This is a genomic window from Pseudoalteromonas sp. OANN1, assembly GCF_024124685.1.
In the GTDB taxonomy this organism is placed as follows: Bacteria; Pseudomonadota; Gammaproteobacteria; order Enterobacterales; family Alteromonadaceae; genus Pseudoalteromonas; species Pseudoalteromonas piscicida.
Genome location: NZ_JAMXSE010000038.1, coordinates 1 through 16,834, shown reverse-complemented (window position 1 = coordinate 16,834; position 16,834 = coordinate 1). Strand labels below are relative to the sequence as shown.

Here is a 16,834-nt window from a genome sequence, read left to right as displayed (position 1 = left end):
CATGTTAGGTCAAATCAAAATGTTAACCATTGAAGAGCTTACCGCGGAAGGAGCTTATTTAAACGGTGGTGAGCTTGGTGACGTATTTCTTCCTCGAGCAGAGGTGCCAAAGCACACCGAAGAAGGTGACTCTGTTGAAGTATTTATCTATTTAGATAACTTGGGACACGCAACGGCAACAACCAAAAAGCCACTTGCACAAGTCGGTGAGTTTGCCCTGCTTCGCGTAAAAGAGATCAATAAGGTTGGTGCTTTTATGGATTTGGGTATTGAAAAAGACGTGTTAGCGCCTTTCAATGAACAAAAACCGAAAATGCGCGACGGCTATAGCTATTTGGTTAGGCTTTACCTAGACAACGCCAGTAAGCGTATTTGTGCGTCTAGTGCGTTGGGTAAATTTTTGAGTAAATCAAAAGCCGAGTACGAAAAATTCGAAGAAGTAGACCTAATCGTCGCGGCAAAAACCGATCTTGGCTATAAAGTGATAGTCAATGAAAAACACTTTGGATTGGTCTTTTTCAATGATGTATTTAAGCGGATGTATATTGGTCAGCGCATGAAGGGCTTTGTAAAAGCAGTCCATGACGAAGATAAGATTGATATCGTGTTAGAAAAGCCGGGTATTGGTAAGGTTAAAGACCTTGCGGAAATCATTTATAGCAAGCTCGAAGAAAGTGGGGGCTATTTACCGCTAGGCGATAAGTCAGATCCTGACGCAATCAAGCGTACTTTCTCTACCTCTAAAGCTAACTTTAAAAAAGCCATCGGTGGTTTGTTTAAAGATGGCCGAATTGATATCGAAGCGACTTCTATTTCAATTCGCAAGTCTTAAACGCACATAATACTTAACCTGAGGTTTGGATAAGGAATGTTCCAACTCATTGTTGCTAAAGAACAACTTAGTTTTTTCCTTGTCTAGCCAGAGAGTTTTAGGGAAAACAAGGCGAATTTACGCACCAATAGCTGGCTATTGGAAGTGAATTCAACGCAGTTAGCGCTAAAACTGGCTGCTAGAAAGGCATTAATTATCCGCAGCTCAGGTTACTTAGCAAGTCTCAACCTGAGACTTGCTTGTTACATTACACTTACTTCAAGCATATCTCGCCATTTATCTACCGCTTTTAATCCAAGTTCAAATCCCAATTTATAATCTGACTTTAAGGTCTTTGGGCTTGAGCCTAAAATCATAGATTCCAGTGGTCTATTGGGCGCTATTTGAATGACGTTAACATCTTCTGGTGGTGAATTCATAAAGTTAACCGCATCGGCATAACGACTTTGATAGTGATGATACATTTCAAACATTCGAGGAGATTGATTAACGCGTCGCATGATTGGCTTTAAGCGCTCAAGCACTGGCATTTTGCCATCGTCATGTGCCTCAATGGTTCTGATCACCCAAATCGTCTTTGCCCCTTGACTGTGTGCCCAGCGTACGGGTAAAGGATCGGCTACACCACCATCCATCATGCCGTGACCCGCAACTTTAACGCCTGGACGATATAAAAAAGGGATTGCACTAGAAGCCTTTAAATGGGTAAACATGTTATCGTGCCAGGTATGCAAATAATGTGGCTCAAGCGAGTCTAAGTGACTTGCAACCGCATAAAAGTTACTTTCCGGCGTGAGGTGATTAGGCTCAGTTGGAAAGCGTACTTTGCCGCTGTGCTCTACTTGTTGAAAATACCAATCCAAGTCAATGACATTACCACCGGTAAAAAATCGCGCGGGACGGAAAAACTGCTGCTCCGTCGTCAGAGATTCGATAGCAGTTTGCGCATATTGACTTGCGCGAGCACAATAAGCCGCGAGGTTTTGTGCACCCGCGGAGACACCCACTTTTAAATCAAAAGGCGTAAACTTTTTCTCAAGAAAAGCATCCAGCACGCCCGCTGTAAAAATGCCTTTTTGACCTCCGCCCTCAGCGATAATTGCAGAGCGTATGTTATTTGTCATGTTGTGCTCTTTTTATTATATAAACCTGTACGCATCTTATTTTACTGAGGGCAAAACCTAGAAATTCAAGCTTCCATACAACTTAGCAATAAAAAATGCCCTGCTGAACAGAAACGTTCAAGCAAGGCATTCATAATATCCACAGTGTGATTAATATATGGTTAAAGTTTGCTTACGGAACTCTCTACCGGCCGTTTTAAAAAGCTGACTAATAGCGCGGGTAAAATGGTGAGTGTGACGATAGTTGCCATAGCAATACCACAAAGCACTATCATGCCAACGCCTCGATAAAGCTCAGATCCTTCTCCTGGAATAAACACCAATGGCGCAAGACCGCATAGGGTTGTCATCGTTGACATCACAATCGGTTTTAATCGCGTTTGTAGTGCTGAGATCACCGCCTCGTAAACACTCATCGCGGTACTCTCAAGGTTTCTTCGGCTTTGATCGACAATCAGAATAGGGTTATTAACCACAGTCCCTAACAAGATTAAAAAGCCAAGCATGGTTATCATGTCAAAAGGCTGGTGGAAAGTGCCTGTTATGCTACCAATGCCATTAATAGCAATTAGTCCAAGTAAGCCTCCAGCCATGCCAAGCGGCACTGTTGCCATAATAAATAGCGGATAGCCCCAATGCTTGAAGATTGCGACAAGTAATAAGTAACACAGCGCTAATGCAACGATAAAATTACTGCCCAGCGCTTCTTTGGTTTTGTCTAGTTGATCGGCAGCACCACCGATACTCACATTGACACCAGGAAGCAGATCGCCCTGCCTCTGAAGCTGCGGTAATAATTCCATTCTTACTAATTCCTGCGCTTCCTCTAGCGCAACATTTCTTGGCGGAATAATATATACAGTCACGGTTCTGCGACCATCAACTCGGCGCAAACTATCACTGTCTGCTTTTTCTCGTAGATCAACCAAAGCGCTCAGCGGGATCAGACCAGCTTTAGTGACAACCGGAGATTGCGCTAATTGCGAAAGACTTTGCTGATTACCCGACTCAGAAAATAAAAAGACGTCTACTTTGTCATCGTCTAAAATCAACTCGTCAACATAAGCGCCGTCACTCAAGGCTGCGACCGTATAGCCGAGTTCGTCAGCACTCATACCCACTTCAGCCAACCGTTGCCACCTTGGTTGGATTTCTATTAGCGGTTGGTCAAGTGTCAGAGAAGATGGTGCAGAATCCACTTGTGGATTATCAAAGACCTCCCCCGCTAACCGATACACTGCATCTGCCGCGCGGTAGAGCGCCGTTTGATCTGTACCGCTAATATCCAAAGCCACCGCTCTTGAACCGCCATCATTACTTGAGATAATCGAGCCTCGTGAAGAAAATGCGCGCATTCCTGGGTAGCTTCTAAACTTGGTCGTGATTGCCTCCATCATTTCATCGATGTATTCACGGTTGTATGGTTCACTTAATAGCCAAATGCTACCAACACCAACAGACATCGAATAATACTTTAAAGGTGGCAACGACGTTTTACCTGATACAAAATCGCTGTCATCGTTTTCCAAATGCTTATTTAAATAAGGAAGTAGTTCATCACCAATTTTTTGCATATGGCTGAGGTTATAGCCCGGAGGCGCTATCATCATAGAGAACGCTTTTGGCTCCTCTCCCTCTGGCAAATATTCGGCTTTAGGCATAAATAACCACGCCCCACCGAGTAACAACACACTACCGAATACAATACACACTATGCGAGCACGTGGACTTGATAACATCGCCGGAATAAACGTTGGCAGCTTTGGCGTAGACAACATGCCACTGGAGATCTCCTTACAGGCAAAATTTGCATTTGCCGCAGGCACCACAAACAAGGCCACCAACATAGAAGCGATAATTGCAGCTGAAATAGCTATTGCTACATCGGAATAAAGCTGTCCGGCTTCTTGCTGAATAAATAAAATAGGTGCGAATACCAACACTGTGGTCAGGGTTGAAGCGAGCACCGCAGGCCATACCTCTTGAACTCCGGTAATAGCTGCTTGAAGTTTGTCGAGACCTCGGCGTCTGGCTTGCTCTATGTTTTCAAGTACAACAATGGTGTTATCAACCGTCATGCCAATGGCAAACGCGACACCGGCTAGGGAGATAACGTTGATCGTTCTGTCAAATAGCAACAGACCCAAAAATGCCGCGATGGTACAAATTGGAACGCCCATCACACCAATAAAGGTCGAGCGTGGGCTCTTTAAAAACCAAAACATCACCAGAGTCGCAAGCACCGCACCTAGCGCTAAATTAGTCCAAACATTTTCAACAGATCCTTTAACGTAACGAACATCATCGCTCAATAGCGTCAGTTGTAGTCCGTTACTTGCGAGCATGTCACGATTGATGCGAGCCACTACCTCCATCATTTCTTCTTTAATCGCCATCACGTTAGAGCCGCTTTCTCGTCTCACCGAGAGCATTAAAGCTCGCTCGCCATTGTTATAGGCAATATCGCGCACTTCATAATGATCAAGCTTTACCTGAGCGATGTCTTTAAGCTTAATTGTGGTACCCGCACGGTGGCTGACTACCAGCTCTTCTAGCGCTTTAGCTGACTCAAAACGGCCAACCATACGCAGTAAATAACGCCGTTTACCACTGTCTATATCGCCCGCTGAGGCATCTTGGTTACGGCTGCGTATTGCATTTCTAACGTCAACTAAGCTAATTCCACGGCTCGCCAATTGTTCTTGATCTACCAAAATTTGTACTTGATAGAGTGCACCACCGCGCACACCAACCTGAGATACTCCACTGACTCTTTCCATTTCTGGACGAATAAAGTCTTCGGCATAATCACGAAGCATATCGATATCAAGATTGAGTGGATTTCCCGGTTGTGGCTTTAGATTAAAAAACATAAAGGCATTGCTCGAAAACGCGCTGCTGTATAACACCGGCTGGTCAACGTTTTCAGGATAATTTGGCACTTGAGATAACGCATTACTCACGTTTATAAGCGCTTCGTTGACGTCGACACCAAATGGAAACTCAAGTTCTATCTCTGCCTCACCAGTATTGGCATAACTTGACATGCGAGTTAGATTCGCAAGTGAGCGAAGATACCTTTCTTGCTCTATAAGTATTTCTTTTTCAACATCTTGTGGCGTGGCACCGGGCCAATTGGTCACCACAGTGATGGTTCTTACTTCAAGATCTGGGATCATTTGCACCGGAATTTTGAACGCCGCAACAATGCCCAAGATCGAACAGATCAATACCGTGACAGCAACTAAAATGGCGTGATTTACACTGGCTCTTAACATCACCCGCTCCTATAATCCCGGTACAATGTTTAATGCCTGACCTTCTTGCAGTAACTCATTGCCTTCAACCACCACTTGTTGCCCTATCTCTAAACCAGATAAAACTTCAATATGACCATTAATTCGCTCACCAATTTCAACGTTTAACCGCTTTGCTTGACCGTCAACGGCCACAAAGACACTGAACCCACCGTCGGGATGACGCAAAATCGCATCGCTAGGAATAATCACGCTTTGGTCTTGTGCTCGAATTAGCGGCAGTTTTGCCGTAGCCGATGCGCCGACACGCAACTGCGCACCTTTTGGGATTGCCAATCTTAATAGGAACGAGCGACTGGTTTTGTCAACGACGGGAAGTTTTGCCAATACATGCGCTTGATGCTGCACGCTTGGCGCGCTTGCAACGCTAAAATTAACGACACGGCCGAGATTAATAAGCTGAAAGTACTCTTGTGGTACTTGCAAATCGAGCCACAGAATATCGCTACTCACTAGCTCAAACACCGTTTGTCCGCGCGTCACCCACTCACCTAAATTAACTGTGCGCCTTGCTATTATCCCCGAAAAAGGCGCTTTTAATTGATGGCGGTTAACGAGCTCTCGCTGATAAGCTATCTTAGCTTGTGCTTCTAAAAGAGAGGCTTCTGATGCTTGTAACTTAGCCTGTCTGTCAGCAAGCTCTGTTTGCGCAAATAATTTTTGCTGCGACAGCGACTGTGCCTCTTTTACCAACCTTATCGCATTGTTGCGTTCGACCTTGGCGCGCTCAAGTGCCGCTTCTGTACTTTTTAGCTCAGCTTTTACTAAGGCTGCATCGAGACTCAGTAGTACAGCATTTACCTCAACAATATCACCGGCTTCAGCTGAAATCTTAGTGATTACACCATCGGTTAAACTTGACACTTGTGCATGTTGTGCTGCACTAATTGAGCCGGTTAAAGACAATGTTCGTTCGAGCTGTTGTTGCTTTACATCAGTGACCACAACGTTGACCGCTGCAGCATAAAGGTTAAAGGATAAAAGAGAGAGTATTAAGCAAACGCATTTCATGTAGTTTGTTCCAAAGTTAAAAACACTATTCCTTTCAGTAAACACTATGCAATAGCACCTACTGATCTCGACGAAGCATTGCAGCTGGCGAGTTTATGTCACTATAACGCCGACACACTAACACAAATAAAAATCATTACCATCCAAACTAGGTAAATAACCTCAAAAGTGTAGTTTGTGAAATAATGAATGAACAAAGAATATACAGGAATAACGCTTAGAATAAAGTAGACATAAACGTCGCTATGCCTACTTTAAGGAGGGTCAATTACAATGATTTAATTTAACAATACAAGTGAAGTAACATTGCGAACACCGGGATGACTCATATAGTCATTTTTAATCCCTTCAACTCTCAGTGATTTACCAATCAAACTCGGGTTAAGCTTGGGACTAAATGCATCGCGCTGAGCTGATTCCAACTTAATATATAGCTTGTTGCCAGCAACTGTTGGGTCGCTTAATTCAAGCGCATAGATATCGTTTACAGCAGCCGTGATTTTGCCACTGACTACCACTGCAGAGCCATTATTCAGCGCTAATACGTCAGCAACACTCATATCACTTGATGGCTCTGTCGTTGTACCAACGGTTTGTATTTCACTGACTTCTCGTATCCCCGGTGCACTCATATACGATGAGCGAACACCTTTGATAACTAAAGTAGAATCAAGAATGGATGGATTAAGCTGCGGACTAAATGCAGCACGCTGGTGACTTTCAAGTTTAACATTTATCGTATGATTTGGATTTTGGCTGTCCTCAAGTACTAAAGCATAGATATCATTAAGTGCAGATTTAACACGCCCAACAAGCTCAATTTCATTGCCCTCGGCGGTTGCAATCGCCTGCTCAACCGACAATGCCACTGGTGCAATCTGAATATCGCTTACATAACGAATACCAGCCTCACCCATGTAACTGTCTCGAGTACCAGTCACTATAACTGATTGACCAAGGATCTCAGGATTGAGTTGCGGGTTAAAGTCACTGCGCTGAGCAGATTCAAGCTTTACGTTGATACTTAACGATGCATTGGCAGTATCTGAGAGTAGTAGGCCATAGATGCCGTTTACTTCGGCTGTCACTTTACCTAACACAGCAAATTTAGACCCAGTAGAAGCAGCAAGGGCCTGTGCTACAGAAATCGTGCCATCAGGAGTTGGCTCTGGATCGGGATTAGGATCTGGGTTGGTTTGCCCTGAACCATAAGGCGCATTGAAAGAGTTATTTTTATAGCTATCTGTATTCCACGCATCAAAACCCGATGCAGGCGTCCCCCATGGCTGACCATTGTTTGGATCAGACATTTCTTGCGGCGCCATTGGCACAGGTGTTACTTCACCGCTTGCATGACCGTTAGTACCATCAAAGTACTGATACGACTCAGGAGTCGCTAGCCAGTTGATGATATTGACCGAAAGTACAGCGGCATTACCACTGTCTGTCCAGCCAGGGTACGTCTTTTTACTATTGCCATTATCTTGACGCTTGTACTTAGGTGTAGCGTCTTCAATTGGGGAAGAATCACCAATAAATGCGGCTTTGCCTAACCCAGCTTTTGAGATAGCAACATACGGGCCTTCATTTCTACCACCAAAGTAAAGTCCATCATCTTTAGCATGACGCCACTTAGCTGGTGTGTCTGAAGGTGAAAAATAAACCAAGCCTTTCGCTTTTTGTTCATCTACAATCGCAAGCGTCGCGCCGGCGGCCATCAAAACAGGAGTAACTCCGAGTGTGATCCCTTCTGTTTTGCTCGCAGACTCAATACCACTTACGCCTTGTTTGTAATCCGCGGCATTAAAGCGAAAGCGGACCCCAAAATTTTCTGCAAGCCATCCCATGTCTGCTGATTTTGGATTACGCCAGTCACCGTACTCACCACCTAGATTATACTTAGCCAGATCTGAGCGGTTGTAGCCGTTAAAGACTTCAGTGGCATCCCACGTATTTAGATTACGATCCGCGTCATAATGATCTGCAATAAAAAATATCCCTTTTCCATCCGCTACAAACTGCAATAACGCCGCTTGCTCTGATTGAGTGAAAGGACGGTTAGTTTCTGCCAATACAAAGACATCGGCATCTTTAATCGCATCGTAGCTGATAACCGCTTCATTTTGATTGCTTTGAGAGGTTCGGTCGTCAAAGAATCTAATCTTGCCGTCATTGTTTAAATCAACACCACGATATTCTTTTACGGTATATCCTTCATTAACTAATGCATCCGCAAAGTCTGAAAACGCACCATCAATAACCCAGTCGGCATTTCCTTCGACGCCACCGTGTGACACATCAAATAATACTGTCTTACCATTGTTGTTTGTGCTTGGTGTTTTGACTGGAATGTGGTTATTCCAGTCATACGGCTGCGCTGCAAATACAGATGTGGATATAGCTGCAGCCAAAACTACGCTGCAAAGCTTGAAGTTTACTTGTTTCATTCGTCAAATCCCGTTGAAAATTATAAAAAGAAGCAATAAAAAAGCCGCCAAAATATGGCGGCGTAGTGTATTAGTTCAGCGGTTGTGTTAAATCCAGCTGATAAAGTGCAAAACCTCTTTCGTCGGTTTTGCCGGTAGGTAGAATATGATTAAATTGCTGACTGTAAGTTTCAGCATTCGCACTGGTTGAGCTAAAGAATTCAATATTAGCGCCAACCACAGGTGCAAATGACCAGTTCATATCGGCGGACGGATCAAGTCCTTCAGCACCATTTTGGTCGCTAACAAAAGTTATATAGTCAGCAACGACCTGACGGTTCTCATTTGGCGAGTCAACGACGATTTTATCTCCCTTAATATTTGGGAAATTACCGCCACCAGATGCACGATAGTTATTCGTTGCTACCAAGAATACTTGGTCATCCTTAACTAACTCACCTTGATACTTTAATGCCTTAATGCGGTTACCGTTTGACACCTTTTCACCGTTTGCCGCGTAGCGTGCAGGCTCAGTGACATCAATTTGATACGTCACACCATCTAGTACATCATAGTTATATGAAGGAAAGTCTGGATTGATCAGCGCTTGAACGCCTTCAGTATTCGGTGTGATTTGATTGAACTGTCCTGCAGACATTTCAAGCCATTCGCGCACTTCGCTGCCCTTGAGCTTCAACACCTTAAGTACGTTCGGGTAAATGTACATATCCGCAACGTTACGATAGGCGATATCACCTGCAGGTATTGCGGTAAAGTCATCTGGCCCGCCACGCCCTGCTCTGAAAGGCGCACCCGCAGACAGAATAGGTAATCCATCAAGCTCAGTACCTTGCACGATTTTTGCTGTATACCATGCTTGTGCGTCTGTCACGATTTGGATTGAGGGATCGTCATTCACTAACGCAAAATAGCTGTTCACTGTGTTGGTAATTTTAGCAAAAGGCTCATTCACCCATGCGCGAGTTTCAGCATGCTCACGATGTACCGCTGCTTCAATTGCCGCATCGCTTTCTACCAAAGATACGGTGTTACGATTTTCATCCGTTTCATAGATAGCTTTCAGCGTAGACTGTGAGTCAACCACCACCCATTTACCTGATTTAAATTGGATATCTAGATCAATTACACCAAGGTGATTGCCCCAAAAACCAGGCATTACAGCCGCAACGCCATTGATTGTGCCTTTGTCGTTATCGACACCATGTGCCGCTAAGTCTGCGTAGCCCGAACCAGGGAAGTTTGCATGCGCGTGACCAAACATAATGGCGTCTATATCATCCACCTTGGACAAAGCATAAGATGCATTTTCAGCCATTGGCTTATCGGCTGACACGTCTAGGCCTGAGTGCGGAATAGCAACGACAATATCCGCGCCTTCAGCTTTCATCTTAGGTACGTAGTGCTTTGCCATTTTTACGATGTCTTTAGCGATCACTTTGCCTTCAAGATTGGCCTTATCCCATTGCATAATTTGCGGTGGAACAAACCCGATAAAGCCGACTTTAATCACCTGAAGTTTGTCATTCTCATCAAAGAATTGTTTTTCTTGAATTAGGTAAGGCTTAAACAACGGAACATCATTTGTTTCATCTTCGTCGCCATCAACCTTAAATACGTTTGCACTAATATAGGGAAAGTTCGCATCGTCAATTGCTTCGTCTAAAAACGCTAAACCAAAGTTAAACTCATGATTACCAATGTTTGCGACGTCGTACTCTAGTGTGTTCATTGCCTTATAAACAGGGTGAACTTCTCCCTCTTTGAGGTTTTTTATCTTCGCCATATAGTCGCCAAGCGGACTACCTTGGATCAAGTCGCCGTTATCTACTAGCATGGAGTTTTTAACTTGGCTTCTCGCTTGATGGATTAACGCCGCGGTTTTCACTAGACCCACTTTGTCATCTTGCTTGTCTGAGAAGTAGTTGTAGTTCAATACATTTGCATGCAAATCTGTGGTTTCTAGTAAACGCAAAGACACCGCTGTGCCCTCTTTTGGTATATCAGGTCCTTTCGGCACGTTTATATCAACATCGTTATCTGAATCTGAGCAACCAGTAATAATGCTTGTGGCACCGCACAGTAGTGCGATTGGAAGTAGTTTTGTTTTCATAAGTCCTTTCTTTACTTTGTTTGCATACCCGTGCGCATGCTTTAGTTATTTCAGTAATACCAATTCACGTCTCTTCTTATTCCACTTCATAGAAGCGAACCAAGAAGCACAGCGAGTTAGTATAAACCGTTGCGTTTTGCGTGGCGGGTGTCACTATACGAGGGAAAAAAGTCAAGAAAGCTAAGGTTTTATGGCAGTTAAATGCTAGAAATATGACGGTACTAAGTCAGGAGAAGTGAATTAGCTTTAAAGTGATAAATATACAAAAAAGCCTCCATATTGGAGGCTTTAATTGCTTGCTTAACATTTAGTAGTATTTAGTCTTCGAACTCTACTTTTTCTGCTTGAATATAAGTTTCACCATCCTCGGTTACTAAATAGCCCTCCACTTCAACGTTTTTACCCGTTGCAATATCAGACTGATCACCATCTTCAAACTGAGTTTGCTCAGACACTTTAATCTTTTGGCCAAGTACATAAAACATGGTTGCTGAATCAACTTGCGTGATTGACCCCTCAACTTCTACGTACTTTATTGCTTGAAACTTCAGCTCTTTAGCAACCACTGTCACGCCATCTGTGGTGTATCCTTCGACTTCCACTTCTAAACCATTGTCTAGCTTTTCAAAATTACCATGCTTAAACTCTGTGTTTGCGGTAACTTGAACACGCTGCGCGCCGAGATTGAACTGATAATCAAACGGAGAGCCCTTAACTAAGTCTTCGATAAACCCCGCAATCTCTACTTCTTCGGCATCGTCATCATCAAATTCAACTTTCTTAGCCAATAGTACGTTATCTTGGGTTAACACTCCCTCGACTTCAACAGAGACGCCATCAGCTAAGTTTTCACGGCTGCCATCTTTAAACTCAGTATTGTTATCCGTGGTAATTGAAATGCCATTCACCATAAACTCTGACGCTGAGACAAAGTTGGTGACGTTACCTTCAACTTCAAGCTCAATGCCGTCTTCAGATTCGATTTCAATTTTAAGCGCAAAAACTGAGCCGTCGGCACGCTGAATCGCTTTGACTTCAACGAAGTCGTCATTGACAAATATGCCGTTTTTAAACTCGGTGTTTTCATCAAAAAATACGGTTTTACCATTGAGGCTAAAAGTTGCATCGACAGGGTTAAAGTCCGAAACCTTACCTGTTAATTCAAAAGTTCGGTCATCAAAGTCGTCGTCCTTGTCGTCAACCTCAACTTTAGTTGCGATAAGTGCATCGCCTTGGATCACATAGTCAACTTCCGCGATATCACCTGCCGCCACTTTTTCAAAAAATACAGTTAGATCAACATCACTCTCCAGCTCAAGTTCGGTTGCTCCATTGATGGCAAAGACCAATTTACCAACAGTGATAGTCTGCTCAGCTGCATTCACAGCAGTAACTTTTCCTTCAACTTCATGCTCTTGCTGAGCATTAAAATCACTCGCAGAGATGCGCTCTAAGTCTCTTACGACATAAGCATCTTCAAAGCCAAAAGCCTCAATCTCAACGACATCGCCAATATTAAGCTTCTCAAGTTTAAGTTCGTTGTCCTCAGCATCTGACTCATCTTCAAACTGGGTATAGCTATCCACAAAATAGGTGCTACCAAATACCGTTAGTGTTTGTGCTTCAAGATCAATTGCGTCAATTACACCAGTTAGTTCTATTTCTGACTGTTTATCGAAGCGTACTTTTTTCGCAATCAAACCATCATCTTCTGTAACAACGGCAAGTACAAATACACGCATACCGACTTGTAAGTCGTCATCGTCGCCTTTCTTATAATCAGTCTCGTCGCTCAATGTAAAATTATGGCCGCCAATTGCAAAAGCCTCATCACTGACTTGCGTTACTATTCCTTCGAATTTAGCCACCGCTCCCGAAGGCGCTGAATTGGCGCTTTCAACTTCGATGCTGTCAGCAAGTAAAACGCCCTCTACAGGCAAGTTCGATGCCTCTACTTCTACTATTGCATCATTTTCTATCGTGCCTTCGACCTCTGACGCTTGGCTGTAGTCGACAATAAGCGCGCCTAATTTAAATGTCTTGGCATCGAGATTTAGTTCAGAAACCTTGCCTTCAACCTCAAACTCGCCACTTTGTTCTTCAACATCAATACGGGTAGCGATATATTGACCCTGCCCTTGATGCAGCGCACTGATCTCAACGAAGTCTCCCGTATTTAACTCAATAAATGCGATATCTAGCTTTGTGCGCTTATCAACACCAAATTCTTGACCCAACACAGTGATTGTTTGTTTGGCGTAGTCGACTGCCGTCACTACACCTTTAGCGGTTGCGTCGTAGCTAATAGAATCAGCTACTGCAAAATCACCATCTGCGCCTTGCTTACCTTGCAGATTTACCTGCATACCCACTTTAAGATTTGCTTGTTGTTCTGGCGTTGTTTCATAACGCACACCGTTTACGTACACACTGCCGAATCCAGTTACGGTTCCCTGTGCACTTACTGATGTACGGTAGGTAATGGTGATTGTTTCTTCCTCATTGCTGCTTAAATCAACGGTAATTGATTCTTCATTGGGCTGATAAAGCGCCTGATTTACAGAGCGAGAGGTAGCGGTTAGCTTATATTCACCTGTAGCAAGCGCACTGAGTGTAGTGGTAGTAGAAATATCTTCGCTATAGCTTGATGGACCTGTTAACGTTAGGTCTGCCTCGGCTCCAGCGGGTAAGCCCTGTACAATGACTTTTATTGAACCTTTGGCTCCGGTGTTATCGCCAGGTTGCGGATCGTCATCACTACCGCCCCCACACGCGACCAGAAGGCTACTTGATGCCAATAATGATGGTAATAACCATTTTCTATCCATTACATAATCTCCTAAATTTTTGGCTCATTTAGTACATGCAGCTGCTTTGCCACAAAAACTTAACATGCACTCTAGACGGCCAAAAATGAATACCCGCTTTATTACTGGTACCTTGGTATCCACCTAATTGGAGACTGATATTAAATTGGTTTGCTTGTTGAAATAACTATCTTAATGAGACCCGCGCAGCTGCAGATGAAAGTTTTTAGAATTCGTATCACCACACTTCCATGCGATTTACTTGGCAGTCATCTGCATCAAAGTACTTTTTCATCACCTCGGGAAATGGACCATTGCCGTGAGCATTCTTATTCTTCTTAAACGTATACTCCATAGCTTTATAATAATAGCGGTTGATTGGTTGAGTAATATCCATAAACCTATTCATTTGTGACCAATCGTGAGTATCGCCACCTCCCGCAATACCAATACGATTTCCAAACCAATAGTGCTCGGGGTATTTTCTACAACTTAAGTAACCCGTTTGCATCGATGCGCTGCCTCGCATATTTTTTACTTCTGGACCAACAACATACTCTAGGTCTTCTATGGGGATATAAAATGGCTTTCTGAATAAGGTGTAGGGCGTTCTTACCAGTCCGGTATGGCGGTTAAACTCGATTGCATCCACAATACGAATTGCATTCCCTATTTTGTACATTATTAAAGGGAATACAGTCAGTAAAAACAGCCCCAACCATGAATGCCAAGCTGGCATACTGTCGTCTGTCATACTTACCCCTAGCAGACAAATACCAATAATAGGGCCCAATACCAACCCATGTAGCCTAAGGGACCATAATCCCGGTGAGCGCGGTACCGAAACAACCCGACCATCGCATTGGCTAGGGTAACTTACACCACTAAAGTCATCTCTCGGCGCAAATCTGTCTTTACAGGGTTTTGCGTCTTTAAACTTACAACCGTTTAGTTCTTCAGCCTTGGCTAAGCGTTCCTTATAGCTTTGGTTATGGAGATGATCTTTTGATAGTTCCTCAAAATAGATACCACTAATAAGGTATTTGCTCTCTCTATCAACATATTCACGTATTTCTTCTCTTACTTTTTTCTCTTCTTCTGTGGCTTCTTCTCGATAATACCGTTCTCTTTCCTTAGCTCTTTCCTTTAGATATTTATCTAACTCCTCTTGAGTCATCTCTTCAATCTTTTTCATCACCAATTCCTTTTAGTCAACCACTAGAAAGCACTTGTAATGATTAACGCCCTACCACACTTCCATGCGATTTACTTGGCAGTCGTCGGCATCAAGTTTGAAGCCAGCTATAACTATAAACCCTATTCCGGATAGCAAAATACTAGCTGTAACATTATCATGGTGAACATACCTCTTGGCTTGGGTGGCCGTTTGGGATCAGGGGTCCATACTTCCCATGGCCTTGTAATTTCTGGTTGAACTTTGCCCTCAGACCAGTCAAATTTTAAAGCCTCTCGAAATATTTGCTCTTCAATTTCTCTTTGCTGTTCAAGGCTAAATTGTGTCCAAAAGCCTTTTGGTCGACCATTGCTTTCATCAAAAGACTTAGTTAGTGGATCCAACTCTCGATACAGCTCGTACTCCGGTGTATCGGGTAAAGCTCTATCTTGCTCCATGTGCCTAACAATCGACTCCCACTCCATAAAACATCGTACTGGGTTTGATGTATCTCCATTCACTGATAATGTCAACTTCGCATTTGGGTAACGTTCTACATCTTTATGCCTGATTTCAATAAACGCTTTCATCAAACCTAAAGCACCTAGCTCATTTTTAATTATGCACTCTATGTCATCCCAATCAAATATTGGATTGCCAAACTCATCAAGCTCTTCAGCATTTCCTATTTTCCATGTAAAACTTACTTTTTGCTCTATACGGTCAAAATAAGCGCCTCTAATAGGCATTCGGTCATAGAACAGCCCCAATAAGTTAACCACGAAGAAAGAATATATAGGAATTAGATAGACAATATACCACGTAAAATCCTCTTCAGAAAATAATGCAACAAGTGAATTAAGAACAAGGATAAACCAAAAATAAAAAGACAACCCGCCTGGTATACACAGTAAAAAGAAAAGAATATCACCACCCTTTGCTTTATATAAATACCTAGACTTTAACTTGAAGAAAACTTCACTCTTAGGATCGTAAAACTTTTTATAAAACGCTAGCCCACACCGCTCTCTATTCACCCCACCTTTGAAGCTATGCTCGCTAAAAAATCGATTAAAGAAACTATTTTTCTGAAGTGTATTCACTATTTTCCTCCCTGAAAAAGCTGTAACAGCTGTTAAGGCAACCCCGTTAAAATTTGTATTAACGAGACTTTTATAAAGCTTTGCTTTTTGTTGACCTGCTCTTGAGTCAGATCTGGTTTCCACTTTAACCAAGGCTTTACAATTTCCTCACGTTCAGGGCCGTAAGTGAAGTTAAAATCTGCAGCGTCTTCTTCATAAAGTCGTTTTAATCGACTCTGCTCTCCCAAACTAAACCCAGCCCAAAAAAGCTTTGGTCGATTGTTTTGCTTATCAAACTCCCTCGTCAAATCATCTTTGCTTCTATCAAGCTCATAGATAGGAATATCTGGTAGTGGTTTGGTATTATCCATATGTCGAATTATCAGCTCCCACCTTAAATGGCAGTACATAGCTGAATTTTGTATTCCCACAACATCCATACGAAGGTTTACCATAGGGTATTTATCACGATCTTTGTGCACTAAACGGACAAAAAAACGTGGAACTCCCATATCGCCAATTTGCTCAAAAATTTCTGCTTCTATATCCAGCCATGGAAAACACTGATTGCCAAACTCATCCAGCTCGCCTGAGCCAACATCAAAACTAAAACTAACGGTTTGTTTAACTCTATCGAAGTAGGCATATTTATGCCCCAACATTCTTAAAAAGTATGGATAAATATTCAGAAAAAAAAGCGAAATAACTAAGTTAAATAAAAATCGACCAGAAAAAAGATCAATTAACCCTTCATTAGTGATATCGTCCGTAAAAAAATACAATATAATATTAAATAACAAGAGCCTGATTTCAGATAATAAGTGCGACACTCATGGGATCGCGTAGAAGAGGAAGCCAACTGCTGAAAGTGGTACGCTCTTCTCGCCAAAGAAACAAGCAGTACTACCATGAGATATCAGCAGTTGACCG

Annotated in this window: 10 protein-coding genes; 1 reads left to right on the top strand and 9 read right to left on the bottom strand. The window is 43.0% G+C overall.

Annotated features, from left to right (window positions below):
* Nucleotide 1: 1 nt before the first annotated feature.
* Nucleotides 2–832, top strand: coding sequence for a S1-like domain-containing RNA-binding protein (locus NH462_RS22370; protein ID WP_010379092.1), 831 nt, complete (start codon nt 2–4; stop codon nt 830–832).
* A gap of 242 nt (nt 833–1,074) precedes the next feature.
* Here the strand turns inward: NH462_RS22370 and NH462_RS22365 are convergent, their stop codons facing one another.
* From NH462_RS22365 to NH462_RS22325, 9 genes are all read right to left on the bottom strand, one after another.
* Complete coding sequence (locus NH462_RS22365; RefSeq protein WP_253107785.1) at nt 1,075–1,956, bottom strand: patatin family protein; 882 nt, start codon at nt 1,954–1,956, stop codon at nt 1,075–1,077.
* 161 nt (nt 1,957–2,117) lie between these two features.
* Nucleotides 2,118–5,234, bottom strand: a complete 3,117-nt coding sequence (locus NH462_RS22360; RefSeq protein WP_253107784.1) for an efflux RND transporter permease subunit — start codon at nt 5,232–5,234, stop codon at nt 2,118–2,120.
* A gap of 9 nt (nt 5,235–5,243) precedes the next feature.
* On the bottom strand, nt 5,244–6,284 hold the full coding sequence (locus NH462_RS22355) for an efflux RND transporter periplasmic adaptor subunit (protein ID WP_253107783.1): 1,041 nt from the start codon (nt 6,282–6,284) through the stop codon (nt 5,244–5,246).
* A gap of 278 nt (nt 6,285–6,562) precedes the next feature.
* Nucleotides 6,563–8,731, bottom strand: a complete 2,169-nt coding sequence (locus NH462_RS22350) for a DUF6359 domain-containing protein (RefSeq protein ID WP_253107782.1) — start codon at nt 8,729–8,731, stop codon at nt 6,563–6,565.
* A gap of 70 nt (nt 8,732–8,801) precedes the next feature.
* Nucleotides 8,802–10,841: a bifunctional 2',3'-cyclic-nucleotide 2'-phosphodiesterase/3'-nucleotidase gene (locus NH462_RS22345; protein ID WP_253107781.1), complete on the bottom strand. Its 2,040-nt coding sequence runs from the start codon at nt 10,839–10,841 to the stop codon at nt 8,802–8,804.
* A 317-nt stretch (nt 10,842–11,158) separates the two neighbouring features.
* Nucleotides 11,159–13,669: a DUF5666 domain-containing protein gene (locus tag NH462_RS22340; protein ID WP_253107780.1), complete on the bottom strand. Its 2,511-nt coding sequence runs from the start codon at nt 13,667–13,669 to the stop codon at nt 11,159–11,161.
* Between the two features lie 217 nt (nt 13,670–13,886).
* Entirely contained in the window at nt 13,887–14,843 is a 957-nt protein-coding gene (locus NH462_RS22335) for a hypothetical protein (RefSeq protein WP_253107779.1), read from the bottom strand.
* Nucleotides 14,844–14,965: 122 nt separating this feature from the next.
* Nucleotides 14,966–15,925, bottom strand: coding sequence for a hypothetical protein (locus tag NH462_RS22330; RefSeq protein WP_253107778.1), 960 nt, complete (start codon nt 15,923–15,925; stop codon nt 14,966–14,968).
* 32 nt (nt 15,926–15,957) lie between these two features.
* A complete protein-coding gene (locus NH462_RS22325) occupies nt 15,958–16,734 on the bottom strand; it encodes a hypothetical protein (protein WP_253107777.1) in 777 nt (258 codons plus the stop codon).
* Nucleotides 16,735–16,834: the final 100 nt, after the last annotated feature.